This is a genomic window from Bacteroidales bacterium (assembly GCA_012517825.1).
GTDB lineage: Bacteria > Bacteroidota > Bacteroidia > Bacteroidales > JAAYUG01 > JAAYUG01.
The window spans coordinates 1-25426 of the sequence record JAAYUG010000032.1 but is presented as its reverse complement, the minus strand read 5'-3'; the positions used below and the strand labels follow the sequence as shown (position 1 = coordinate 25426).

General features: G+C 48.4%; 14 protein-coding genes. 8 read left to right on the top strand and 6 right to left on the bottom strand.

Annotated elements, in window-relative coordinates; translation table 11 throughout:
- Positions 1 to 332 precede the first annotated feature (332 nt).
- From GX419_02415 to infB, 4 genes are all read left to right on the top strand, one after another.
- A complete protein-coding gene (locus GX419_02415) occupies positions 333 to 680 on the top strand; it encodes a DUF3127 domain-containing protein (protein NLI23547.1) in 348 nt (115 codons plus the stop codon).
- Positions 681 to 775: 95 nt separating this feature from the next.
- The gene (gene rimP / locus GX419_02410) at positions 776 to 1240 is read left to right on the top strand and encodes a ribosome assembly cofactor RimP (protein ID NLI23546.1); all 465 of its coding nucleotides are present in this window, start codon (positions 776 to 778) and stop codon (positions 1238 to 1240) included.
- 17 nt (positions 1241 to 1257) lie between these two features.
- Positions 1258 to 2496, top strand: a complete 1239-nt coding sequence (gene nusA / locus GX419_02405; GenBank protein NLI23545.1) for a transcription termination/antitermination protein NusA — start codon at positions 1258 to 1260, stop codon at positions 2494 to 2496.
- Between the two features lie 80 nt (positions 2497 to 2576).
- On the top strand, positions 2577 to 5558 hold the full coding sequence (gene infB, locus GX419_02400) for a translation initiation factor IF-2 (GenBank protein NLI23544.1): 2982 nt from the start codon (positions 2577 to 2579) through the stop codon (positions 5556 to 5558).
- Here the strand turns inward: infB and gcvH are convergent, their stop codons facing one another.
- From gcvH to GX419_02370, 6 genes are all read right to left on the bottom strand, one after another.
- Positions 5559 to 5939 (bottom strand): glycine cleavage system protein GcvH, encoded by a 381-nt coding sequence (gene gcvH / locus GX419_02395; protein ID NLI23543.1) that lies wholly within the window; start codon positions 5937 to 5939, stop codon positions 5559 to 5561.
- A 66-nt stretch (positions 5940 to 6005) separates the two neighbouring features.
- Entirely contained in the window at positions 6006 to 13508 is a 7503-nt protein-coding gene (sprA, locus tag GX419_02390) for a cell surface protein SprA (protein ID NLI23542.1), read from the bottom strand.
- Between the two features lie 16 nt (positions 13509 to 13524).
- A complete protein-coding gene (gene ruvA, locus GX419_02385) occupies positions 13525 to 14112 on the bottom strand; it encodes a Holliday junction branch migration protein RuvA (protein ID NLI23541.1) in 588 nt (195 codons plus the stop codon).
- Positions 14113 to 14517: 405 nt separating this feature from the next.
- Positions 14518 to 15822: a hypothetical protein gene (locus GX419_02380; protein ID NLI23540.1), complete on the bottom strand. Its 1305-nt coding sequence runs from the start codon at positions 15820 to 15822 to the stop codon at positions 14518 to 14520.
- Between the two features lie 248 nt (positions 15823 to 16070).
- On the bottom strand, positions 16071 to 17135 hold the full coding sequence (gene pdxA, locus GX419_02375; protein ID NLI23539.1) for a 4-hydroxythreonine-4-phosphate dehydrogenase PdxA: 1065 nt from the start codon (positions 17133 to 17135) through the stop codon (positions 16071 to 16073).
- A gap of 47 nt (positions 17136 to 17182) precedes the next feature.
- Positions 17183 to 18433 carry a leucyl aminopeptidase gene (locus GX419_02370; GenBank protein ID NLI23538.1) on the bottom strand — a complete coding sequence of 417 codons (1251 nt, stop codon included), beginning with the start codon at positions 18431 to 18433 and terminating at the stop codon, positions 17183 to 17185.
- A gap of 347 nt (positions 18434 to 18780) precedes the next feature.
- Here GX419_02370 and GX419_02365 point away from each other — a divergent pair, with 347 nt between their 5' ends.
- The 4 genes from GX419_02365 (at position 18781) to GX419_02350 (ending at position 25225) form a co-directional block, all read left to right on the top strand.
- Positions 18781 to 20763, top strand: coding sequence for a glycoside hydrolase family 97 protein (locus GX419_02365; protein ID NLI23537.1), 1983 nt, complete (start codon positions 18781 to 18783; stop codon positions 20761 to 20763).
- Between the two features lie 277 nt (positions 20764 to 21040).
- Positions 21041 to 23245 (top strand): alpha-glucuronidase, encoded by a 2205-nt coding sequence (locus GX419_02360; protein NLI23536.1) that lies wholly within the window; start codon positions 21041 to 21043, stop codon positions 23243 to 23245.
- Positions 23246 to 23257: 12 nt separating this feature from the next.
- Positions 23258 to 24007, top strand: coding sequence for an SDR family oxidoreductase (locus tag GX419_02355; GenBank protein NLI23535.1), 750 nt, complete (start codon positions 23258 to 23260; stop codon positions 24005 to 24007).
- Positions 24008 to 24016: 9 nt separating this feature from the next.
- Entirely contained in the window at positions 24017 to 25225 is a 1209-nt protein-coding gene (locus GX419_02350) for a D-galactonate dehydratase family protein (GenBank protein ID NLI23534.1), read from the top strand.
- Positions 25226 to 25426: the final 201 nt, after the last annotated feature.

Sequence of the window (25426 nt, the reverse complement as noted above, 5' to 3'; positions counted from 1 at the left end):
CACTGCGCATCAGTTCGCTTACACTCCTGATGCGCAATCCGGGCTTAACCCACATTGCGCAGAAAAAGTGCGCAATGTTCCCTACGGGCCGCTTCCACTTCGTTACAGCGGGGTTAACCAGGATGCCTGCGCACAAGGCCATCGCACAATGCATTAGTTCGCTTCGCTCCTAATGCATTATCCTGGTTTAACCGGCCGCTTCCACTTCGTTTCAGCGGGGTTAACCAGGATGCCTGCGCACAAAGCCAGCCCACTGCGCATCAGTTCGCTTACTCTCCTGATGCGCAATCCTGGTTTAAAAAAATAATCATTACTTTGCAGAAAAAATTGAAATGGAACTTACGGGTAAACTTTTGCAGTTGTTACAGGTGCAAACGGGGCAGGGCAAAAACGGACCCTGGCAAAAGCAGGAATTTGTGATTGAAACATCAGATCAGTTTCCGAAAAAGGTTTGCTTTTCTCTCTGGGGCGAGAAAGTTAATGATTTAAAGAACCTTACTCCGGGAAGTATGATCAAAGTGCAGTTCAGCCTGGAATCGCGCGAATACAATGGCCGATGGTATACCGATGCCAGAGCGTATAGGGTTGAACCGGCGGCTACACAGTCAGGAACTCCGGAAAGTCTGCCTCCCTTGGAACCGATCGATCTTTCACCAAAGGATGACGACCTTCCGTTTTGATATGCAGAAATAATTATTTTTTTGTATATTTGCGCCGGATTTGAAACGGACGAATTGTGAAAGGGGACCTGAGTCCCCTATTTTATTATTAGTTTATGATTCAGGAAACATACCTGAAAGAGATTCTGGAGCCTGTTATCAGGGACAATCAGCTTCTGCTGGTGGATGTACATGTTACCCAGCAGAACAGGATTACAGTTATTATTGACAGTGTTAAAGGAGTTACCGTTGACGATTGTGCCCTGGTTAACCGTTATCTGGAGGAACATCTGGACAGGGAATCAGAGGATTTTCATCTGGAAGTAAGTTCGCCGGGAGCTGATCAGCCCCTGAAACTCAGGGAGCAATATGGAAAGCATCGTGGAAGGAAGATGCAGATGGAACTGAATAACGGAAAACGGATTACCGGCACTCTGCTGGAAGTTACTGAGGAAGGGATTGTTTTGCAGGAAGATATTCCGGCCGGGAGAAAGAAAAAAAAGGAAGGAGAAGGATCAGGTACTGTTCCCGTTGCATGGGAAAATATCAAACAGGGGAAAGTTATTATTTCATTTAAATAAAACGACAATATTGCTATATGGAAAATCTGAATCTGCTGGAAACATTTTCGGAATTTAAGGAGCTTAAGAACATTGACCGGGTTACCATGATGAGTGTTCTGGAAGATGTATTCCGGTCAATGCTCGAGAAAAAATACGGTACAGCCGATAATTTCGATATTATCATTAACATCGACAAGGGCGACTTTCAGATTCTTCACAACCGTCGTGTTGTTGATGATGCTGAATTTTCCGATCCGGTTACCGAGATACCGCTCAGTGAAGCAAGAAAAATTGTTGACGACATTGAACTGGGAGAAGACATCAGCCAGGAAGTCAAGATGAGTGATTTTGGCCGGAGGGCAGTCCTTTCTCTTCGTCAGAACCTCAGTGCCCGGATTATGGATCTGGAAAAGAGCAATATTTTCAATAAGTACCGTGACCGGATCGGAGATATTGTTACCGGTGAAGTTTACCAGGTCTGGAAAAAGGAAATACTTGTGCTTGATGATGAAGGAAATGAACTGATTCTTCCGCGCAGTGAGCAGATTCCTTCCGACCACTTCCGGAAAGGGGATACCATCAGGGCAGTTGTCATAAAGGTTGAGATGAAGAACAACAATCCGATGGTGATCCTGAGCCGTACCTCGCCGGTATTTCTTGAAAGGCTTTTTGAACAGGAAGTTCCTGAGATTTTTGACGGTTTGATTACCATCAAGAAGATTGTCAGGGTTCCGGGTGAACGAGCCAAAGTTGCTGTGGAGTCGTACGATGAACGGATTGATCCGGTTGGTGCGTGCGTGGGAATGAAAGGTTCGCGCATTCATGGCATTGTGCGGGAATTGCGGAACGAAAACATCGATGTAATTAATTATACCACCAATCAGCAGTTGTTCATTCAGCGCGCCCTGAGCCCTGCCAAGATTAAATCAATCAAGCTCGACCAGGAGAACAAGCGTGCGGAGGTGTACCTCGAGCCAAAAGAGGTCAGCCTTGCCATCGGCAAGGGAGGATTGAACATCAAACTGGCCAGCCAGCTTACCGGGTATGAAATCGATGTTTACCGTGAAGCCGGAACGGAAGAAGATGAAGATGTGAACCTCGATGAATTTGCTGATGAAATTGACAGCTGGATTATTGATGAACTGAAAGCCATTGGCTGTGATACGGCAAAGAGTGTGCTCAGCCTTTCGGTGGAAGACCTTGTCAAACGAACCGACCTTGAAGAAGAGACGGTTCGCGAAGTACGAAAAATACTGAAGGCAGAATTTGAATAAAATTGCGTTTCACACAACACAGAGCTCAGTAAATCTTGTTAACATTGCAGGAACTTTAAAATTGAGATTATTTTCGGCCTATGTCAGAAACCAAAACGGTACGATTAAGTAAGCTGGCCCGTGAGTTGAACGTCGGAATTTCCACTATGGTGGAATTTCTGAAGAAGAAAGGCTATACCCTTAATCCGGATCCAAATTCCAAGGTAACGCCTGAGGAATATGACCTTCTTCAGAAAGAATTCAGTACGGAAAAAACCATCAAAAAGGAGTCGGAAAAGCTCCATCTGAGAACGATGCCGAAAGGACAGGTTTCGGTTACCATCAATGATATCCAGAAAGAAGAGTCGGAACTTACTGAAACGGAAGAAGACGAAGAGGGAATCCGCATAAAAGATGTTACAACCGGAAGGGTACATCCGCTTGAAACCTCGACTGAAAGCCTGAAAAAGAAAATTGAAGAACCAAAGGTACTCGGGAAAATTGATCTTGAAAAAATTGAAAAGAAAAAGCCGGTAAAAGAAGAAGAACCGGCACTTCCTGTTTCAGGGAAAGAAAAAGGGATCCCCGAGGAAAAGGTAACACCTGTTCAGCCTGAAGAAAAGATTGCACCCATAAAAGGCAAAAAGAAAAAAGAACCAGAACCTGTTGTGGAGGAAATACCGACTATTGTTCCCGAACCAGAGATTAAAGTAGTAGGGAAAATCGATATTGATAAGATTAGTAAATCTGCCGGAAGAGCCGCCAAAGAAAAAGCGCCGGAAGAAGTTCCTGCAGAAGCAGAAACCACTGTTGAAAAGGAACCGGTCGTGCAGGAGACTCCCGTGGCAGAAACCATGGAAGTGCTGCCTGCTGAGAAGGAAGTTGAAGCCGAAGCTCCGGTAGAGGATGAAAATTTCATCCGCCCGAAGGTTGAAAAGCTGGCAGGGCCCACCGTATTGGGGAAGATGGATCTTTCACTACTGGAAAAAGAAAAGAAAAAGCCTGTTGCTTCCTCCAGCGATGTATTTGAGAGAAGAAAGAAAAAGAGGAAGCGCATTAAGAAGGAGGAAACCCCCACCGAGGCTGAGCAGAAAAACAGGGAACTGCAGGAAATTGATGCATACCTTGGGAAAAAGACTGCACGCAAGAGCCCAATAAAACCCAGTCCGGCAAGGCCTGAAGTAGATGATGAGGATGTCCAGCGTCAGATCAAGGACACACTGGCCCGACTTACTGCCAAAGGAAAGTCTAAAGCTTCCCGGTACCGGCGTGAAAAGAGGGAAGAACTGCGGCTTAAGGAAATAGCTGATCTGGAAAAGCAGGAAGCCGAATCGAAAATACTTCGTGTTACTGAATTTGTGACGGTGAATGAGCTGGCCAGCCTGATGAATGTGCCGGTGGTGGATGTGATTCAGGTCTGTATGAATCTCGGTTTGATCGTTTCCATTAATCAGAGGCTGGATGCAGAACATCTGGCACTTGTGGCCGATGAATTCAATTACAAGGTGGAGTTCGTTGTGCCCAGTGTTGAAGAACTGGTGGAGGAGGAAGAAGATGATCCGTCGCAGTTGGTTCCGAGGCCTCCGATTGTTACCGTTATGGGGCATGTTGACCATGGGAAGACCAAACTGCTTGACTACATCAGAAAAACAAACGTTATTGCCGGTGAGGCCGGAGGAATTACCCAGCACATCGGGGCTTACAGTGTGACACTGGAAGACGGAAGAATGATTACCTTTCTTGACACACCCGGGCACGAAGCTTTTACCGCCATGCGGGCACGCGGAGCCAGCATCACCGATGTGGCTATTATTGTGATTGCGGCCGACGACGGAGTGATGCCGCAGACGGTCGAAGCCATCAATCATGCCCAGGCGGCCGGGGTTCCGATGGTGTTCGCCATCAACAAAATCGACAAACCCACGGCAAATCCTGAAAAAATCAAAGAGGAACTGGCCAAGATGAACCTTCTGGTGGAAGACTGGGGAGGAAAATACCAGAGCCAGGAAATTTCAGCCAAGGAAGGAAAGAATGTTGACCTGTTGCTGGAAAAAGTTTTGCTGGAAGCCGAGCTTCTTGACCTTAAGGCAAATCCAAACAAACGGGCTAAAGGTACGGTAATTGAGTCGGCCCTCGACAAAGGCCGCGGCTATGTTGCCACGGTACTGGTGGCCGACGGGACACTGCGGCCCGGCGATCTTCTGCTGGCCGGGCATCATTATGGCCATGTTAAGGCGCTGTTCAATGAGCGCGGCAAGCGGATTGACCAGGCAGGACCTTCCATGCCTGCTGTCATCCTTGGTCTGAACGGAGCTCCGCAGGCCGGTGAAAAGTTTGTCGTTATGACCGATGAACGGGAAGTAAAGGAAATAGCTACCCGTCGCGAACAGCTTCAGCGGGAGCAGGGTATGCGCACGCAGAAGCATATTACGCTCGATGAAATCGGACGCCGTATTGCAATAGGAAATTTCAAGGAACTGAATATCATTGTCAAGGGCGATGTGGACGGGTCTGTGGAAGCCCTTTCAGACTCGCTTATCAAGCTGTCAACGCCGCAGGTACAGGTGAATGTGATTCACAAGGCCGTTGGGCAGATTTCGGAATCCGACATCCTGCTGGCGGCTGCTTCAAACGCCATCATCGTTGGCTTCCAGGTGCGCCCCTCGTTCAGCGCCCGTAAACTGGCAGAGAAAGAACAGATTGATATCCGGCTTTACTCCATCATTTATGACGCCATCAATGAAATCAAGGATGCTATTGCCGGCATGCTCTCTCCGGAGATGAAAGAAGAAATCCTTGGCACGGCCGAAGTTCTAGAAACTTTCAAGGTGTCAAAGGTAGGGACGGTTGCCGGGTGCATCGTACGGGAAGGGAAAATTGTCCGCAACTCCAGAGTGCGGGTAATACGCGACGGTATTGTGGTGTACACCGGTGAACTGGCTTCTCTGAAACGCTATAAGGAAGATGTAAAGGAAGTTACCAATGGCATGGAATGCGGCCTTGGCATCCAGAACTTCAATGACGTGAAGGTTGGCGATATGATCGAGGCCTTTTCTGAAACCGAAGTAAAGCCGGTACTCTGATCAGGCGTTGATCAGTTTCTTATACCCTTCGGCATCCAGCAGGGTGTCCAGCTCGGAGGGATTATCAATGGTAACTTTAATCATCCAGCCTTCTCCGAAAGGATCCTTGTTGACAATGTCAGGAGAGCTTTCCAGTTTCGGATTAATTTCCAGAACGGTTCCTGAAACCGGCATAAACATATCGGAAACCGTTTTTACCGCTTCGATGGTTCCGAAAACGTCTTCCTTCTTGAGTTTTTCTCCCTGGGTTTCGATTTCGATAAAAACAATGTCACCAAGTTCCTTCTGGGCATAGTCTGTAATTCCTACAACGCCCTGGTTTCCTTCAACCCGGATCCATTCATGATCCTTTGTATACTTAAGATCAGAGGGTACCTGCATATGCGTTTTGTTTAAGTTTTGTAATTATTCTGGCTTCAAAATTACAATTTAAATCCGATTTCCAACCTATCGTTGAGCAGCCTGGGGTGACAAACTGAAGGTGAGACTGAATCCTATATTGGTATTGTAGGTATCAAAGGAAGAGGAGACGTAAGGCCGGTTGATCATGCGGTCGTAAAAAAAGCGCAGGTTGAAATTCGGACCCAGCATATAGTCGGCCGAAAGTTTTATGGCGATGGCCCTTTGCCCGGCTGTTATGTCATTTCGGTCTTCCACCAGCTTGCGCAGAATGGTTTTGTTGTCACGTATGGAAAAATCGGCTTTCAGGTTGAGGTCGCTTTTAAGATTTTTCTGTGTTCCGCCGGGAGGTGTAATGGTGATCTGAACATTGTCGAACCGGTATCCGGCGCCTATGCTCAGCTCGCCGGTTGTCATTTCCATCACCTGGTTATTGGCAAGGCTGAGGGAAGCGGTGCGGCTTTTTTTCCAGTCAAATCGTGTGGTAAGATTGGTTTGCCATGTAACATCAACTCCCACCAGAGGGCTCAGCTGTTCATTCACCGATACGGATCCCACATCAAAACGCGGCACAAAATTGTTCTGTGCATCCATTACATAGCTCAGTCCGTCAACTTCCAGCGGATCATAAAGGAGGTTGTTGGTATAGGCACTGACGTTGTAGGTGGAACGATAGCTGTGGGAAATGTTAATGCTCCGGAAGTATCGCTGCAGAAAATCAATTTTGGTGAGGCCGTCATAGTTAATCCTCCAGTTGGGAAGCACCGAGAGCAGGGAAGGGAAGGCTGTGAGTTCCACCTTGTTTGGGTTCCGGCCTGTGTAGGCGGCGAAAAATGCCGGGATAAGAACTTCCTGTGAGGTTAATCCATATCCGTTATAATAGTCGCCGGTTTTCTGGTTGGGATCAGGGATGCCGAGGTCGCTGTAACTCGGGCTGAACGAATTTCTCCGGTTTTCTCTCTGCCGCGAGAGCCGCTCGGAAATAACAATTGTATTAAGCCGGAGGCGGTCGAAAGCATCACTGCGATATCCTTTTTTTACGCTGATAGGTTCAAAGGCTGTACGCCAGGTTATTGTGGTCATGGTGAAGTTACCCGTTATCATCTGTCCCCGGGTGAAGTTCCATCCGTCCTGTTCGGAATAACCGTAGTATACGCTCATATTACGGCTGAACTGCCGGTTGGCAGTCAGGTCAATTTTCATCCCCTGCACCGGTTCAATATTGCTCCGGAGGTTAAAGGTCTCTGTGCGGCTCATGAGGAAAGGCTGACTGAGCCGGGGGTCGGAGGTAAGCCATCCTTTTTGTGCGGCTTCCAGAGCAAAGTCCCGGTTCTGATCACCCAGGATGAAAGGGATTCCGGGAGCCAGCAAACCGCCGAAACTCTGGGTGCCAAACCAGTCAGAACCGGGCATGTATCCGGGTAAGCTGATTCCTTCGGCCAGGCTCCAGGTGAGGGAGATGGTTTTTACACCCAGAAGCGCTTTTCCCATGCCCCGGAGAAAGATGACAAACGGGTTTCCCTTGTCTTCCACCTGACCTTCTACTGATACTGTCACACTTTCAAAAGTGGAGTCACTGCTAACAACAATCCTGTCGCGGCTGGCGATTTCGGTTTTAACAGGCAGTTCCTGCTTGTTCTTATCCAGCACCTTCACTTTTACGTCTTCTGTCCCCATCTGATGGAAAATGGATCGCGGGACGCCTGCTTTTAGCTGCGGTATGAATTTTTCGAAAGTAACCGTTTTGTATTTCTTCTGGGGTTGCTGGCCGCGCGGAGGTGGTTTACCCGATTCGTTAAGTTTTTTCAGGAAGCTTACTTTATTGTACAGGTTGTTCAGATTATACTGGCCGCTCACATCAATCTTCCTCGAGTTGTTGATAATATTTCCCAACCGGATGGTATCGGGTGTAATGGGTCCGGCATCCCATCCGTAGGTAATGCCGTAGCGTATGCTGTGGCTTGTCCAGTTAAGGACAGGTATCTTGTTGAGTGGAACGGCATACGTAAGGTTGATGATGTGGTGGTAATTGGTAGTTCTTCCAAGGTTTCTGATATTCTTCCATACCGAGTCGCGCCATGCTTCGTAGGAATCGCGGTAACGCCGGTCAACGGCACCTTCCGGCTCGTCAATACGGGCAATGTTGGTGGCCGAAAAGTCCATCTTAAGGGAACGCGTAAGGTCAAATTTGACATCATAGTAACGGTTCCAGAGAAAGTCTTTATAGACGGTAGAGTCGATCTTAAAAGCCGGGTGATCAATATTCCGCAATTTGGTGTATCCGTAAATGCGGTTAATGTCGGTACGTATCGAAACGGAGGAAGGCAGATAATAGAAGTTGAAATCACGGATCAGGCTAAGCGCAGGCGATTTAAGGAATTTGATTTTACTGAAAGGGGCAACATTCTTAGGCCGTATGGTATAGTTGTAGTTCAGGGCAGCCAGATAGCGTTTTTCCAGGTCGGTTTCGGTGCGGATATCGCGGTTAAGTTCTTCGCTGAAGGCATAGCTCAAAGTAAAGTTGGAAGGACTCCAGGGCTTTTGTTTTGCCTTGGTTTTTCCGAAGCGTACGTTGGTAAAGTTGATGCTTCGCCGCCGCGTATAGTCCTGGGCCAGCCGTCGGATGGAGTCCCTGTCGTGCTTTGTCCGGGCAGCATCAAGAGCCACCTTGAAGAGGATGTCGGGATCGAGAGGATTATATTGGGGATTTACAAAGGTTTCGGAATATCCCATGAAGAAGGGAATATTGATATTGGCCTTATCGGGGAAGAATTTTCCAAGTTCCAGGTTGGTGGAAAGATCATACGAATTGATTTGCTCTGTAGATCGCTGGGCCACTTTCTTTTCGATGCTTCCGAAGCCGGGGGTGCTGGTTGATCCGGCCAGAGTTACCGTACCCAGGTCAGCCAGCTTGGCAGAAGCACGGGCGTTGGCAGCCCAGCCTCCCTGGTCGTTGAAATCGGTCAGGCGAAGTTCATTGACCCACACCTCGGCCGATTTTGCCATTCCGTCATTTTCGAATCCGTTGCGGCTTTCTCCCGGATTACGGATTCCGATCATGATGATCCGGACATTGCTCAGGTTCGGATTTCCTGAGATGTAAACGGTATTTTTGCCGTCGGTGTAAGGGAAACGGGTCAGGGTTGAAATTCCCGATCCCGGTTTGTTCATTTCCTCGTTCCTGGCCAGTTTGGCTTTGGTGAACAAATCAAGAGGGATGTTGATCCGGTTTTCGGCCGGCCATACGATGAGCCGGTCACGGTCGCTGTCGTTGTTGTATCCTCCGGGAGGTGCAGGAGGTGTAACGTGCAAAGGAACTTCGTACTCGTAATAGTTGTTTTTATAATCGGTGCCAAGGCGGATAAACACCGTGAGGTCTCCGTCCCTGAGGTTTTCGCCCGGGAGGGCCTCCCCGTGCACTTCCATGCGGATGCGTCGGTACTGGCGGACATCGAGTTCCACATTGCGGAAAGCGGCACGGGCATCTCCGTCGGCCAGATCACTGACCTTCAGCACCATAGCCTGCTCATTCAGCTGACGCAACTGGGGGTTGGTGGGATCAATCACCCTGTCAATGCCCGGAGGAAGCACATAATTGACCGGGGTTTTGCTGGAATTCTCCTCAATGTTGACAGCCGAAATATCCAGGGATCCTGTTGGTTCACCGCCGGAAAGGTTTTCACTGCCTTCGAGCAGAGGGAATGTGTACTTCCTCCATTCGCCGCGTTTCAGTTCCAGACGCGCAAAACGAAGAATAACCGGTGCCTGGAAATTTTTAACAAACATTCGCATAAAACGAATGGACTTGAAATCCTGAATAGAGCCTACAACTTTTTCGTAATCGGTAATGGGAACCTTAAATTGATACCAGTTGATAGTACTTCGTTTTCCGTTTTCAAGGGTGACGGTGGTGGTAACCTTGTCGGTAATAAAGTTCTGGCCGACAACCATTTTGTCCTTGCGGAGTTCTACCCGGTACTGGTAATAGCTTTCGGCATCGCTCAGGGTATTATCGCGGTTAATATCTTCTACATCGGGCAGGGTGCTTTCGGCGGTAGGATAGGGCAGATTGGTCTGATCGGAGGTGGGGGAATTTCCTTCCAGCCCGTTGTATTTTTTGTACCGGTCGAGGATGCTGACGCGCTCCTGGTCATAATCGGGCCCCCGGTAATAATGATAGTCGTCGGAGGAGGGGTCATTCCACAGTACCTGGTAAGCTGAGTCGGAGAGCTGGCCCAGGGCATGCAACTGGTCGATCTGGTGGAGGTAGGACGAGTCGCGGGAAAAGAAGAAATCTTTTTCCTTTTCGCTGTTCAGCCCGTCAAGGCCTATATCCTGCGCTTTGCGTGAGGCCGGGTCGTTGTCAAAAGCATTGACGAGGGACTGTTTCTGAGGAACAAGACCCCATGCAGTGGTATCAACCCCTGTAGCCGGTTCGCGGGGAGTTGGAAGTCCGTTTTCGAAAGCCTTACGCCCGTCGCGGAGAACATCTTCTGAAACATTTCCCAGGTTGAAATACAAATCTCCGCCGGGATTGTTTTCGTTCCACTCCACAAAAGGATCCATCAGCCAGAATTCGATGTACTCTACGTTGGCAGCTTCGAAGTCATTGGTCTGAATTTCCCGCATAATGCCCCCCCAGCGCGTGGCGGGATCCTTTAACCGTCCGATACGGTTTATTCCTGCCGAAACGTTGGTGGGGAAAGCATCATAGTTGTAGGGTCCTTTTTCGTCGGGGTAGAAGGCCAGGTTCAGCACAGGAATATTGGTAGGAATGTTGTTGGGGCTTTCCTTGTTGGGCCATATTTCCTTTTCGAAGACTTCCCTTACAAAATGGCTTGATTTATCGTCGGCCGAAAGGTGCGAAGGCGTGAGCGAAGTATTCCGGAGGAAGAGAGGGTCAATTACATACCAGGCCAGCTTGGCCCGGTTCATTCCGAAGCGGAGGTCATTGATGTAGGATCCTTCCGGGAAAAGATCGGGCTGACCCTGCGGCGTGCTGGCCAGATGCCAGGCCGGATAGGATTTGAGTTCAATGCTGGTCTGGCTTCCTTCAAAATCGTCAATATAGGAAACGCCTCCTTTGCCTATGGCCCGGTTTGAGCCGGGAATGAGATTGGCAAATTCGCCTTCCACCACAAGGGAACTGGGCTCCTTGGTCTGGATAAAGGGCAGTTTGTCAACCAGGGTGGTAAGGAGTTGCGGCCGGGTGCGCCAACTTCCGTTCATTCCCCAGATGGTATTCGAAATCGGCTCATCGCCGATATTAACTTTCTGGGTTAAAGGCCTTTCGGTGAGGTGCAGAACGGTGGCTCCCAGGTTCAGGTCGTCAGACACTTTGTAATCAAAATGAGATCCTATCAGAGTTTTTGTCTGAATGGCAAACATGCTCTGGTTTTCGAGTGAAACCCTGATGGGGGTTCCGCTCTGGAGTAAGCCCTGGTTAAGAATCTTGACACGCCCCAGGGTATAATCTACCGTGTAATCAATATTTTCCTGCAGTTTGATGCCCCCTGCCGTAACCACTACCGAACCCGGCGGAACATTCATGGCATTCAGCGGTATTTCGGAACCGGATGAGGACTTATAGGTGCCCTGCAGGCGGAATTTGTTCTTTTCGGCAATCTGGCGGGCACGGGTTTGTGTGGAATCGTAAAGTTCCTTGAAGACATATTTTTTGGCAATGGCTTTGCCGGCAGCATCATCGCCGAACTGTTTTTCGAGGTACCGGCCGAAAGGTTCCACAACCGGGAAAATAATGCGGCCGGTTGAGGAATTTACGGTAATTCCTTCGATGAAGTCAAAAACCCCGTCGGGCGAAGGATCGAGCTGGGAGTTGAGGTTGTCAAGATGCAGTACCTTCAGCAGGATTTTATTGGCTATTTTCCCTTCGGGGATATAGTTGAGGGCGTTTCCGGTCTTGTCGTCCTGGTAAAGAACATTCAGGGTAAAGTCCTGACGGTTCATCTGATAAGCCCCGATGTTGTAAATATTTTTCATCATCAGCCGCCAGGTTGGCAGTTTGGGGCTCAGGTTGGTTGCTTTCAGCAGTTTGACAACCAGGGCCTGCGGGGCGGCGATACCTCCCGAAGAAAATTCTCCTACACGGTAAACCTGACCGTTCATGGTGTATTCATATGCCACGGCCAGAATTTCATCGGCATTCAGCGCGTAATTCAATGATATATAGCCCAGTTTTTCGTTGAAGGTATATTCTCTTTCCGTTAAGAGCCGCGCATTTTCAATCTTTTCATAATCCTGTCCGTTAACAATTCCGTAAGGCAGGAGGGAATTCAGGTAGTTTGCCGCACTGCTCAGATTGCGGATAACACTTCCCTGGTCGGTAACCGTCTGGTAAAGGTTATTGCTTTCGTTGGAAGGAAAACGATTGCCGGGAGAAATGCTCCAGTAAGGATTAGTGTATTGCGGGTCGGTTTCACCAAGATCTGCAAAAGCAATTATGTTGCGCGAACTTTCAAAATTGTTTGTTTTATTGGTCACCCAAACTTCAATACGGGTAATGTTGATAGGTGAATTGATCACGGGAAGGGTGGCCAGCGCTTCGTCGTAGTGATCCCTGAAATACTGGGATATAAAGAAGTGCTTGTTGGCTTCGTAGTTGTCGGCTGTTATTTCGTATTCGCTGAGCTGGGCTCCTCCCTTCACCTCCATTACAGAGGTTTCGCCTTTTTGCTGTGAGAAAACGCTGGTAACCGTAAGTTTTCCGAACTGCATTTCCGTTTTGAGGCCGAAGAGGCTCTGGCTTCCGGTGATGAGCGAGCCGCTGAGCGGAAGTGTCACATTGCCGGCTTCCACTTTTTTGATAATGTCATCTTCTTCGCCCTTCCATTCGAGTTTGGTTTTATTTTCAAAATCGAAGGTTGCTTCGGTGTTGTAGTTCACTCCCAGTTGCAGTTTGTCGCCAATGGACCCTGTGACGTTCATCTGGATTTTTTCATCGAAATTGAACGAAGGTGTTTTCCGGAGTTTTTCCGAGAGGGTGGGATTATCGACCCGCGACATGTTGAAGCCGAAAATAAGCTCGGCCGACCCCTGGGGAACGATGTTGATGACATTGCTTCCGAATACTTTGTCAAAAGCTTCTCCTCCTATGCTGAAACGGGGAACAAATCCGGCTCCTGAGAGGGTGTTGTTGCTGGCACGCTGGTACCAGTAATCCCGTATGGAGCTGTTGAGTTCCTTACTGCGGTACTCATCGAGGGAGGCCACCGAAGGAGGCAGGAGACTGATTTTGCCGATTTTCTGTTTGAATTCGTATTGTTGGGTTAGAGGGTTATATTCTATTTCGGTTCGTATGTTGGAAGGGTATTTAAGATAAGGCCCCCTGGGCTGGGTCAGTGTACCAATAGGATACAGGGGCAGGGGAGGGTATTTGAAACGGAGGCCGGTATCACCGGAGGCACTGTCGGGCAGTTGCATTTGCAGATTCCGTGCCGGCGGTGTTCCGGGTACCGGAAGCCAGGATGTAAAAAGCACAAAAAAGCTTCCGGCCAGAAGAACAGTATATATTTTCAGATAAACGCGCTTCAATGTTCGGTATCTTTCATTACAATTCCCGGAGAGCCTGTTTGATCAGTTCTTCCACACTACCGGTTTTTTCCGGACGGGAGCGTTGTATTTTATCAAGAACCTTCTCGACGGCCGCCCGGGGAAAACCTAAGGTTACCAATGCAGTAAACGCTTCTTCACGCAGTCTATTGTCCCTGGTAACCAAAAAGTCTTCAGAAGAAGAAATTTTCCCAAGCTTGTCGCGCAGTTCGACAATGAGCCTTTCGGCCGATTTTTGTCCGATTCCCTTCACAGATTTCAGTGTAGCAGTATTAGCTGTGAGAATGGCCTGCTTCAGTTCAGATGCACTGAGCGATGACAGCACAAGGCGCGCTGTTGCTGCTCCAATTCCTGACACGCTGATCAGGTGCCTGAACATCTCCCGTTCTTCCTTGTCGTAAAAACCGTACAGCAAATGAGCATCTTCCCTGATGATCTGCTGAAGATACAGTCGGGCAGTTTCCGATCCCTGCAGTTTTGAGAAGGTTGCAAGGGTTATATTGACCAGCCAGCCGATCTGGCCCGTTTCAATGACAGCGCAGGCAGGGTTAAGATCGGCAATTTTTCCTTCGATATATTCAAACATAACCGGGATTTGAACGGTACGAAAATAACCAAAAAAAAATGTTCCATGGTGGGAATGAAATTGTTTTGCGTTTTGTTTCCCGCCGGGGAAATCTTAAAAATATCCGGTATGGCGCATATTGCCAGCCGATGAAACGACAACTAATTAAGAATTAAAAGTTTTTAAATGCAGATTAATGCACATCAGTGCCATCAAATGAGGTGTTTTTTCATCATAATAAAATTAATTTTCAATGGTATGATGGAACCCACATGTTCGGCATTTTATTACCGCTGTGTTTGTGTTTGTAAAACATGTGGGTTTCATAAATAACAAGAAGAGTCTCAAAGCCTTTGTAAAAAACCATTGATCGGTTCTTACAAGGCAGTTTTCCTGAAGAGACACGGTCAGCTGTCAGATCTGCTGTCAGGCAGGAGACTGTTTGGAAAAATTATGAAGATGTTCCATGCGGGTTTTCAGGGCCTGGCGATAAGCTTCCCAGTCGGTAATGGCTGTTCGTGCCACACCGGTTTCCATGGCGGCTTTGGCAACAGCAGGAGCCACTCTAATAATAAGACGCGGGTCGAGGGGTTTGGGAATGATGTAGTCGCGGCCGAATTTCAGTTCGTTCAACTGGTAGGCAGCGAGCACAGAAGCAGGTACTTCTTCTTTAGCCAGGGAAGCCAGGGCATATGCTGCTGCAATCTTCATTTCATCGTTAATTGCTGAAGCCTTTACATCAAGTGCTCCTCTGAATATGAAGGGGAATCCCAGCACATTGTTGATCTGGTTGGGATAATCGGAGCGACCGGTAGCCATAATAAGATCAGGCCTTGCTTCAGTAGCCTCTTCGTACGAAATTTCAGGTACGGGATTGGCCATGGCAAAAACGATGGGGTTAGGAGCCATGGAACGGATCATGTCCTGGGTAACAACCTTACCGACCGAGAGGCCCAGAAAAACGTCGGCTCCCTTCATTGCCTCAGCCAGTGTACTGAACGGCACATCCTGTGCAAATTCTCTTTTGCTTTGGTTCAGGTCAGTGCGGTCTTTTCTCAGTACACCTTTGCTGTCGAGCATAATGACGTTTTCCTTTTTCACCCCAAGCTTAATGTACAGTTTTGTGCATGAAACAGCTGCTGCCCCTGCTCCGTTCACTACCAGTCTGATCTTGTCAATCGGTTTGCCGGTAACTTCGAGAGCATTCAGAAGTCCTGCCAGGCTGATGATGGCGGTGCCATGCTGGTCATCATGAAAGACGGGGATATCAAGTTCTTTTTTCAGCCGTTCTTCAATTTCAAAACATTCCGGGGCTTTGATATCCTCGAGGTTAATTCCTCCGAAAGTCGGAGCAATGGCTTTAACTATCTGAATAAACTTTTCAGGGTCTTTTTCGTTTACCTCAATGTCAAAAACATCAACATCCGCAAAGACCTTGAACAGTAGGCCTTTTCCTTCCATTACCGGTTTTCCGGCGAGGGCTCCTATGTCGCCCAGGCCAAGAACAGCGGTGCCATTTGAGATAACCGCCACCAGATTGCATTTGGCGGTGTACCGGTAGGCATCTTCCGGATTTTTCTGGATTTCGAGGCATGGTTCAGCAACCCCAGGGGTATAGGCAAGGGAAAGATCAATCTGTGTGCTGTAAGGCTTGGTAGGGATTACTTCAATTTTACCGGGGCGTCCAGAAGCATGGTAGTGGAGAGCCTCTTCGCGGGTAATTTTTGCCATAGGGTGTTTTTTTGGTTTGTTTCCAGGAAACAAATCTAACTATCTTTTGGCATGATAAAATCAATATTTTATGTGTTTAAGACCATAATTTCATGATGTTTCTGAACATTATCCCGTTATTTCCTTACCGTTTGTATATACAGGTAGCGTTGGCACACAAGGTAAACAGGAGGTATGAAGATGAATGCAAGTTTTGTAAACTTCTCGTCGACCCGAAAATGGGAAATGGAATAATGGGAAATAGATTATTATGAAGTTGCCTGCGAACTGTCGTTCAATTCGTAATGTTTCAGCGGGTTAGCGGAAATTTCCTTGAACATACGGCGGTTTTTCACTATATCGCAGGCAAGATAAAGAGCCTGGCGGAATGAATTCTCATTGGCTTCGTTCTTCCCGGCGAGTTCATAGGCAGTGCCGTGGGCAGGAGAAGTCCTTACCACCGGGAGGCCGGCGGTAAAATTGACACCCCCTTCGTAGGTGAGAGCCTTGAAGGGGATAAGTCCCTGATCATGATACATGGCCAGTATTCCGTCAAATTTTTTGAACGAACCAGAACCAAAGAAGCCATCAGATGGAAAAGGGCCGAATGCAAGGATGCCTTCCTCCCTGGCCTTTTGCACAGCAGGCTGTATTACTTCCATGTCTTCCCGCCCAATGATACCCTGGTCTCCGGCATGGGGATTCAGCCCGAGGACAGCAATCCTGGGCCGTGAAATGGCAAAGTCCTCCTGAAGCGATTGGTTCATCAATTGAAGCTTCGACAGGATCTTATCGGCAGTTATCAGCTGCGGCACTTCAGCCAGAGGAACATGCCCTGTAACAACTCCTACCCGCATGGTTTCACCGACCATGAACATCAATACGTCATTTACTCCAAATTCCATGGCAAGATATTCGGTATGACCGGGGAAGCTGAACTGTTCCGACTGGATATTATGTTTATTGATGGGTCCGGTAACCAATGCATCAATTTTCCCTGCTTTGAGGTCTTCCACGCCTTTTTTTAATGCAAGAAAAGCTGCTTCTCCGGCCTGGGGTGTGGATTTCCCCAGTTCAACCCGCACTTCGTCGTTGATGCAGTTAATCAGATTGGGCTTACGGGGTGAGGCTTCTTCGGCTGAACGGATGGCGTTAAACGATAAATTATTGATATTAAGTGTTTTCCGGTGGTATGCAGCCACTTTGGATGATCCGTAAAGAATGGGTGTACAATCTTCCATAATTCTCGGATCGAGGAGGGCTTTCATAATCACCTCGTAGCTGATGCTGTTGATATCACCGTGGGTTATTCCAATGCGCATGCGTGAGTTCATAACACAAAACTTTTTGCGAAAAGCAAAGGTACGTAAAATTCAGATGATCAGTAATTCCTGAGGAAGTCATAAAGAAGGCGTACTCCGATTCCGGTACCTCCGCTGGTCCGGTATCCTTCGGCAGTTTTTGCCCAGGCCACGCCGGCAATATCGAGATGAACAAACGGGTGCGGGGCAAAATGTGCGAGGAACTTTCCTCCGGTGATGGCTCCGGCATCATTTCCTCCCACATTTTTTATATCGGCAATGTCAGAGCGCAGCAATTCAGAATATTCATCCCAGAAAGGGAACCAGGCAATGCGCTCGTAAACCTTCTCGCTGCTTCGGGTCAGGTTTTCCCTGATTTTTTCAGGGGCCGTACCCATCCCTACCATTCCGTACTTTCCTATGGCACGTGCAGCTGAACCGGTGAGGGTGGCAACCGTCATGGTGAGGGAAGGTTTGTACGATTTGGCATAGGCCAGAGCATCGGCCAGGATCATGCGCCCTTCGGCATCACTGTTCAGCATTTCAACCCGGGTTTTATCGTACATGGTGATGATGTCGCCCGGAGCATAGGCATTTCCTCCCGGACGGTTGTCGGTGGCAGGGACCAGGGCAATCACATGAAGGGGAATTCTGTTGCGCGCCAGAGCATACATGGTGCCTGTCACTGCGGCGGCACCGCTCATGTCAGATTTCATGTAATCCATACTGTCGGTTGTGGGCTTGAGGCTCAGGCCGCCCGTGTCGTATACAACTCCTTTCCCAACCAGAACAACGGGTTTTTTGTTCCGGGCATTTTCGGGCTTCCATTCCATGATTGTGAAAGTAGGAGGATCAACCGATCCCTTGTTCACAGCCAGCAAACCACCCATCCGCAGGGCTTCGATACGTGCCTTGTGCAAGACTTCAACCCTGAAACCGGCTTCCTGCCCCATTTTTTCCATTTCGGCAGCCAGCTGAACCGCATTCAGATGCGAAACCGGTTCGTTAACCAGGTCGCGGACTTTATAAACTGCATCCAGCAGTACATTCAATTCGGCAACTTCCTCTTCCTTCAGACGGGGATGCTTCAGGGCAATGGTTTTAAGCCTGTTTTGCTGTTCCTCCGGTTTGCTCTTGTATTTAAGGAACCGGTAGGAAGCAAGAGCAAGTCCCTCAGCAAATGCCAGCAGTTCAGTTTTATTATCGTGCCAGTGCCAGCCAAGAACATTGTCGGCTTTTTCCTGCTGAAGTACCGACTGGAGCCTTGCTCCGGCAAGCCGGTACATTTCCAGGGTTTGTGATTCCGACTCTTTTTGTTCCACCGGAAGCAGAAAAACCTGCCGCTTGTATTGATTGATCCGGATAATATCCTGTTTGTTTTCTATAAGGGCGTCAGCATATTTTTGTTCAGCATTGCTGAGAAACGGGAATTTCGTCTTTTTGTTCCGGTCAAACAGAACGGCCATGTTTTCCTTGCCCGTTTCTTTTTTCAGAAGAGTGATTTTTGGTAGCATAATCTGATTTTTTCAGGCCACAAAAGTAATGAAATTCGTTTCGGTTTTTGTCTGGCAAAACATGCCATTGAATAAAGATGTGGTTTTGCATGGATCAACTGTAAATTCAGGAACATTTCCTGACTTTCTTTTATATTTGGGTTTTTAGGACAAATAATGCTTTTATGAACCGTTTTTTTCTCTTGTCTGCCCTGGCATTCGTTATGTTCTTTTTCAGCGGCCGAGCACCTTCGGATTGGAGGCTTCAATCGCCGGACGGGAAAATACAGATTGTAATCGAAAACGATTCCACCCTGCGCTACAGGGTTCTTTACAACGATACACTCCTTCTTCACCCATCTGCTGTTGCCCTTGACCTGGGGAGGCTTGTTCTCGGAAAGCATACGCCTGTTGTGAAAGCTGAACGAAAGACCATAGACGAAACGATTATTCCGGCTGTGGCGCAGAAGCAAAGCCTGGTAAGAAACAAAGCCAACGAAATAACCCTGTATTTCAAAGGAGGGCATGGTATTGTTTTTCGTGCCTATAACGAAGGAATTGCCTGGCGTTTTCATACTGCCATGAAGGACAGTGTGTTCGTGCGCAATGAAACAGCGACGGTTGCATGCAGTGAAAAAGATTCCGTCTGGTTTCCCTGTATGACCGACTGGCCGAGGGACGACCGGTTGAATACCTCGTTTGAAGTTGTTTACAGGCTATACGCAGCAAAAGATATCCTGCCCGACAGCGTAGGCCCTGCCCCGGCGCTGGTTGTAAAATCCAACGGAATAAAGATCGGCATTGCAGAATCGGATGTGACAGATTATCCGGGCATGTTCATCAGCGGGGCATCAGGAAGAAAGGGAGTGTTGAAGGGAGTTTTTCCCGCATATCCGGCACAAACTGTTGTTGAAGGCGACCTTTATCAGGTGCGGGCTGTGGTGAAACGTCATCCGTGGATAGCCCGAACAGCTGGCACCAGGGCTTTCCCATGGCGGGTGCTGATAATTGCTCCTGATGATGGAGTTTTACTGAGCAACGACCTGGTGTGGAGCCTTGCTTCGCCGCAAAAAATCCGGGAAACTGACTGGATCAGACCGGGGAAAGCAATGGACAACTGGATCATCGACGGGATCCTTTACGGGGTTGATTTTTTGTCGGGGAACAATACCGAGAGCTACAAGTACTATATTGATTTTGCCTCCCGGTATGGCGTTGAGTACATCATGATAGAACCGGAGTGGAATGCCATGCGCGACATTCTGACCCCCATACCAGCGATGAACATGCCGGAACTTTTTGCCTATGCACGCGAAAAGCACGTTGGGTTATGGTTATGGACCGAAGCCCTTGCTTTAAGCCGGAACCGGGAGGCAGTGCTCGATTCATTCCGGCGGTGGGGTGCGGCAGGCCTGATGGTGGACTTTTTTAACCGTAACGACCAGCTGACGGTGAACGAACTGGAAGAAATTGCTGCTTCGGCCGCCAAACGGAAATTGATACTGATGTTTCACGGGGTATTTCCTTCATCGGGTTTTGAGCGCACGTGGCCGAACGTTCTTACACGGGAAGCCGTGCTGGGATCGGAATACAACAAATGGAGCTCCTGGCCAACCCCTGAACATAACCTTGCCATCGCCTTTATCAGAGGGCTTTCGGGCCCGTTTGATTATGAGCCCCTGGTGCTTCCCAATGCCACCAGGGAGTCGTATCGTGTGGTTGGTTCTCATCCAATGGCCATGGGCACCCGATGCGCGGAACTGGCCAAATATATTGTCTATGCCTCTCCTTTTCAGGTAATTGCCGGTTCCCCGGTTGACCTGGCTAAAGATGATGCCTGCATACGACTGATTGCCAATATTCCGACTACCTGGGATGAGACGGTCGTCCCGGCCGCCAGAGTAAATGAATATGCAGTTGTGGCGCGAAGAAAAGGAACCGACTGGTACCTGGGCGGTATGAACAACAGCAGGGCAAGAACCCTGTCAATTGATCTTTCTTTCCTCGGGGAAGGGAATTATACAGCCCGTATTTTTCAGGACGGGGCCAATGCCCACCGGCATGCGGGTGATTACAAGGTCATAACACAAACGGTTACCTGCCGCCACACCCTGGAAATACCCTTTGCCCCCGGAGGAGGATATGTGGCGGAATTCAGAAAGAATTAAAAAAGCTGTCTGAAATACATCAGACAGCTTTACCAACCATAGTCAACCTATCCAACCTAACTAAAACTAACCTAAATGCACTTACCCGGTGCAATGGTATCAAACGGGTCAAAGTAAAGATATGAAATATTTTTATTAATGCAATCAATTGCAAATATAAAAATATTAACAACCATGAAAAAAAACGTATAAATGGGGAAAAAATAAGAACACTCACTGCAATCGGTTGCAAAACTTCCGGATATTGCATATTTTTGGGGCGGACAAGAAAAACAACATGGAAGTTCTTTCTGATACAGGGAATCAATTTTATAAAACGAAATGCTGGCAGGGCTTTCTGCTTTTTCTTGTCAGTATTTCTCTGCTGGTCTCGTTCCGGGCAAAAGCTGAAAGTGGTTACCGGCTCTGGTTGCGGTATAACTGTATTGAAGACCCTTTGGTGAGAAAGCACTATGCTTCGGTTGTCCGATATATTGTTTTTCATCGGACTTCGGAAACAGGCAGGGTTGCTTTCGAAGAACTGGAAGTGGGATTATCGGGGATGCTTGGCATTGCGATCCCTTCATTTGACAGGGTAAGCAAAAGCGGAGCAATACTTGCCGGTACATTTGATTCGAATCCTGACATTAGCCGCCAGGTTCCTGCTTATATTGCCGAATCGCTTGGGAGGGAGGGATACCTGATACAAACCCGGCGGGTGAACAGGAAAAAGTGCATTCTGATTGCGGCCAATACAGAGACAGGGGTCCTGTACGGAGTTTTTCACTTTCTGCGGCTTCTGCAGACCCGCCAGGATATTTCGCTACTAAATATTGTATCCATACCCGCCCTTCAGTTACGGGTGCTGAACCATTGGGACAATCCCGACCGCCGCGTTGAGCGGGGCTATGCAGGTTTTTCTTTGTGGGACTGGCACAGGCTTCCTGGCTATATTGATCAGCGGTACATTGATTATGCCCGTGCGAATGCTTCCATTGGCATCAATGGGACGATTCTGAACAATGTCAATGCGAACAACATATTTCTTACCCCTCAATATTTGCTGAAGGTAAAAGCCCTGGCCGATGTTTTTCGTCCCTACGGAATCAGAGTATATCTTTCGGTCAGATTCAGTGCTCCTGTTGAAATGGGAAAGCTGCCGATCGCCGATCCGCTGGATCCTGAAGTGCGGAACTGGTGGAAGCTGAAAGCAGATGAAATCTATCGTCTGATTCCCGACTTCGGCGGCTTTCTAGTGAAGGCAAGTTCGGAGGGTCAGCCCGGTCCCCAGGACTACGGCCGCACGCATGCCGACGGAGCCAATATGCTGGCTGATGTTTTGGCGCCTTATGGAGGGGTGGTTATATGGAGGGCTTTTGTTTACGATAACAGGAATAAAGACGACAGGGCCAAACAGGCATTCAATGAATTCAGGCCGCTGGACAGCACATTCCGAAAGAACGTGCTGGTGCAGGTAAAGAACGGACCGATTGATTTTCAGCCGCGCGAACCGTTTCATCCGCTTTTCGGGGCCATGCCCAATTCCTCACTGATGATGGAATTTCAGATAACCCAGGAATATCTTGGGCAGGGGACTCATCTGGTATTTCTGGGGCCACTTTTCGAGGAGGTTCTCAGTTCAGAAACGTATGCCTGCGGCAAAGGATCTACTGTTGCTGACATACTTGAAGGGAAATGCGGCCACCAACAGCTTACTGGCATAGCCGGTGTGGCCAACACAGGAACCGATATCAACTGGTGCGGTCATCCTTTTGCACAGGCCAACTGGTACGCTTATGGTCGTTTTGCCTGGAACCCCCGCATAGCTTCGGAAACAGTGGCTGAAGAATGGCTGCGTATGACGTTTTCAAGCAAGCCAGGATTTGTTGAACCTGTTAGGAAAATGATGCTTGCTTCCCGCGAAGCGGTTGTGGATTATATGACGCCCCTCGGCTTGCATCATATGATGGGATATAGCCATCATTACGGGCCGGCCCCATGGATAAAGGACGCACCCAGGGATGACTGGACCTCAGTGTATTACCACAGAGCTGATTCTGTCGGTCTGGGCTTTGACAGAAGCCCCACAGGCAGCAATGCAGTAAGTCAGTACCATTCCCCTCTCCGGGAGGAATTTGCTGATCCTGACCGTTGTCCCGAACAATACCTGCTCTGGTTTCACCATGTTCCCTGGAATAAAAAGATGGTCTCCGGCCGAACTCTCTGGGAAGAACTTTGTTTCAGGTATTGCCGGGGAGTTGATGCCGTGAAACAGATGCAGAAAACATGGGATTCGGTTGAAAAATATGTTGACCGGGAACGTTTTACGGCAGTGAAGATGCTTCTCGAGATTCAGGTTCAGGAGGCTATGTGGTGGCGCGACGCCTGCATTCTTTATTTTCAGACTTTTTCAAAACAGCCGCTGCCTGCCTTTTGCCCTCCGCCGGATCATCCGCTAGAATACTATCAAAACCTTCGTTTTTTTTATGTACCGGGCAATTAATGGGAAAATTCTATGGAAACCAACAACAGGAAAGTCGTCGTAATTACCGGAGGAGCCACAGGGTTAGGCTTTGCTATGGCCGGCAAATTTATTAAAAACCAGTACAGAACGGTCATAGTTGACAGAAACAAGACCAAAGCTGCTGCTGCAATAAAGGAACTTGGTACGGGCGCCGAAAGCATTCTGTGCGACCTGACAGAACTCAACAAATTGCCTGGCCTGGTAAAAGAAATCGTTGAACGGTTCGGAAAAATCGATGTACTGATCAATAATGCAGGGGTCCACCTGAAAAAGCCGCTTCTGAAAGTAACAGATGAAGAATTTATGAAGGTGATTCATACCAACGAAACAGTTGTCTTTGCCCTTTCGCGCGAAGTTGCCAGGATAATGATCCGACAGAAATCAGGATCTATCATAAATATCAGTTCCATGGCAGCAAGGTACGGCATACCCGAAGTAATTGCCTATACGGCGGCCAAATCGGCAGTGGAAGGAATGACGCGTGCCATGGCAGTAGAACTATCGCCTCACGGGATCCGGGTTAATTGTATAGCTCCCGGTTTTATCAAAACTTCCATGTCAGAAAATGCTTTCAGGAATGACCCGGAAAGAGAGCGTAAAGTGCTGTCAAGAACTCCGATGGGAAAACTCGGGTTACCTGACGATGTGGCTAATGCCGCTTTTTTCCTCGCTTCCGACGAAGCCTCTTATCTGACAGGGACAATTCTCTGTGTTGACGGTGGCAATTCAATCGGATTTTAATTAAAGCTTATGAAAATTACTCGTGCTGAAGTAATTGTGTGTTCCCCTACACGGAATTTTGTTACGCTTGTTGTTCACAGCGACCAGGGTATTTACGGACTGGGCGATGCCACGCTCAACGGAAGAGAAATGGCCGTGGTTTCCTATCTTGAGGAACATGTAATTCCATGTATTACCGGCCGAAACGTCTTCAACACAGAAGACATCTGGCAGTATCTGTATAAAGGGGCATACTGGAAACGCGGACCGGTTACCATGACAGCGATAGCCGCTGTTGACATGGCTCTCTGGGACCTGAAAGCCAAAGCCCTGAATGTTCCTCTCTACCAGCTTCTCGGAGGCAAAAGCCGTGAAAGGGTACTGGTGTACTGCCATGCCAATGGAATTGACCCTCATCTTACGCTGGAAGAGGTGGAAAAGCACATCGAACAGGGATACAAAGCCATCAGGGTACAGTCGGGGATTCCCGGCATGAGCGGGACCTATGGCGTGGCAAAAAAAGGAGAAAAATACGAACCGGCAGCGCCAGGACTTCCTCACGAATATGAATGGAATACGGAAAAATACCTTTCCTTTGTGCCCCGTCTTTTTGAAATGGTAAGGAAGAAGTTTGGGGAAGAACTTTTGCTTCTGCATGATGCCCATCACCGGCTGAGCCCCATTGAAGCGGCACGGCTGGCCAGGGAACTGGAACCTTATCATCTGTTCTGGCTGGAAGATCCTGTTTCGGAAGAACTTCAGGAATCTTTCCGGCTTCTGCGCCAGCACACTACCACACCCATTGCCGTCGGTGAAATATTCAGTTCGGTGTACGATTGCCACCTGCTAATTACCGAACAACTGATTGATTACCTCCGTATGACGGTTCTGCATGGAGGGGGAATAACCCACATTCTCAAAACAGCCCATTTGGCAGAAATATACAATGTGCGCACAGGATTTCATGGCGCCACCGATCTTTCGCCCGTCACCATGGCCGCCTCGCTTCACCTCGATCTTTCGCTCCACAATTTTGGCATTCAGGAGTACATGCCACATGAACCTCTTGTTGATGAAGTTTTTCCTCATGCATATACCTTTAAGGACGGATACATGCAACCCGGCGATGCTCCCGGCCTGGGAGTGGAAATAAACCGTGAACTGGCCGGCAAATATCCCTACAAACCTGCTTACCTGCCCGTTAACCGGAGAGACGACGGAACAATGTGGAACTGGTAAAACTGCCATGTTTCTCATGAACAATCAGTAAATCAACACATTGAAATTTGATGAATAATTTTTATGGGTTTGAATTCTTTGGAACTTTTGAAAATGCCACCGGTTTATATCCCACCTCAAAAGAATTCCGGTTTAACCAGATTGCTGCTGAGGCATTGTACCGCTTCGGGAAGGAAGAAAATTTCTATGTGGGCGGAAGGT